This window comes from Atribacter sp. (genome assembly GCF_035418125.1).
GTDB lineage: Bacteria > Atribacterota > Atribacteria > Atribacterales > Atribacteraceae > Atribacter > Atribacter allofermentans.
The window spans coordinates 1-2,135 of sequence record NZ_DAOLQM010000318.1; the positions used below are offsets into that span (position 1 = coordinate 1).

1 protein-coding gene is annotated in these 2,135 nt (G+C 35.7%); it reads right to left on the reverse strand.

Annotated features, from left to right (window positions below):
* A partial coding sequence (mgtE, locus tag PLK24_RS10975) for a magnesium transporter (RefSeq protein WP_324479086.1) occupies positions 1 to 1,331 on the reverse strand: 1,331 nt, incomplete at its 3' end.
* Positions 1,332 to 2,135 lie beyond the last annotated feature (804 nt).

Below are 2,135 nucleotides of genomic sequence, written 5' to 3' on the forward strand. Positions count from 1 at the left end.
TAGAGAAAAACTCCAATTATGTCGACAATGGTAGTAATCACTGGCGTTGCCGATAAAGCAGGATCAAATTTTAATTTTTTGAGTAAAAGAGGAAGAATCATTCCTAATAAGTTAGAGACAAAAACCACTACCCAAATTGCCAATCCCACAATAATACCAATTATAACTGGTTCACGTAGCAGAACTACTCTAAAAAAACCAACCAATCCAAGCAATCCTCCCAAAAGACTTCCAATTAATGATTCTGTTATGATTATTTTAAAAATATTTCTTGAATCAACTTCGTTGAGAGCTATTCCTCGAACAATTATTGTAGTGGATTGACTTCCCACATTTCCCCCGGTATCAATTAATGCTGGTATGAAAAAAGAGAGCGATACGACTGTCTGAATGAGTGCCGATTGGTTTTGGATAACAAAGCTGGTTACCATTCCTCCTAGAAGCAGAGCTACTAACCAGAATAATCGATTCCGAACTTTTTGCATAATACTGGAATGGAGATATTCATCTTCAGTGGTTTGAATTGCAGCCAAACGATGGATATCTTCAGTGGCTTCTTCTTCGATGATATCAATAGCGTCATCAACTGTTACCACTCCCACTAAGCGTTGCTCATGGTCAACTACCGGGATGGATAATAAGTCATATTTTTGGATGGTCCGAGCAACCAATTCCTGATCGTCATCAGTTTTCACAAAAATGATATCGGTATTCATGATATCATCTACCGCTTTCTCTGGTGGGGAAAGAACCAGGTCTCGAAGGGTAACAGTGCCAATTAGATGTCGTTGATAATCGGTCACATATGCAGTATAAATCATATCTTCAGGGGGAGTAAGTTTTCGTATTCGCTCTAAAGCTTGGTCAATTGTATAATGCTCTTTTAAGTCGATATACCCCGGGTTCATAATTCGGCCGGCTGAATTTTCCCGGTAACCGAGGAGAATACTCGTCATGTTTCGTTGATCGGGATTTAAAAGAAAAAGTAACTTTTTGACCACCTTAGCCGGCAACTCATCAAATAGTTCCGTTCGGTCATCAGGTGACATAACATTTAATATTTCTGATACTTTATCATCAGTAAAACTATTGAGGAGGTTTTCTTGATGCTCAAAGTCTAGTTGCTCAAACACACCGATTGCCATATCCTTTTTTAATAAACGGAAAAGAACAACCTGGTTGTCTCGGTCAAAAAAGGTCATTAATTCTGCAACATCCGCTGGATGGAGATCGTTAATAAGCCCTTTTATTTCAAAAAATTTCTTCTTTTCCATCAGCTCATTGATTCTTTGTTGCAATTCTTCCATCTCGTTCATTGTTCCAGTAGGCATCCTGAGCACCTCCTTTAATTAATTTAATAAGTGAAAAAAGTAAAATAACTATTCTTATACCTATAATTAGAGGAATAAATAAATTTTGGTATTTCAATAGATAATAATATCTTCCTTGTCAAAATATATTATTTTTTTACCAAATTTATTTTTTATATTTTTATCTTCTTCTTGATCTTCGAGTTCTCCTCTTCTGGTTTTTATGTTGATGAATCAGCTGAAGTAATCCATATTTTGACTTTAAACCTGACTCATTAGGATTATCACGGTGAACCCTGGCCAATATTCTCAGAAGCTCTTGAAGGAGTATTTACGATCCCACCCTATCATTACTCGGGAGTCCCCTGGATAAAGATTTTTGGTTAATCAATTTGGTTAATTTCTTTGTCCATGGATATTTTTCAATATCCGAAGATATCACCATTTTGGTTTGATAATCGGGTAAAAAACCGAGGCTTTTAAAGCTAAAGAAACAGACCAATGGTTAAGCTTCGATATTATTGATTATCCCAAGATATCGAAGCAATTCTATCGAATATTATATCAGTAAAAATTGAAACCTTAAACCAAAAGTGGTTTATACTCCAATTGAATTTTTCTAGTTTTCCATGCCATTCGTTTGCACTAAATGAGGATAGAAATATAAACTCAGAAATCAACTTCTCCCCTTTATCCAAAGGGGGAGGATTAACAAAGATTGAGCTCATGAGATTGCCGCATCACTTCGTTCCTCGTATTCAGACTGTGTTACAAATCCTTTTTTCATCAAAAATATCTTGAAAGTGGAGAATAGAGTAATAAATT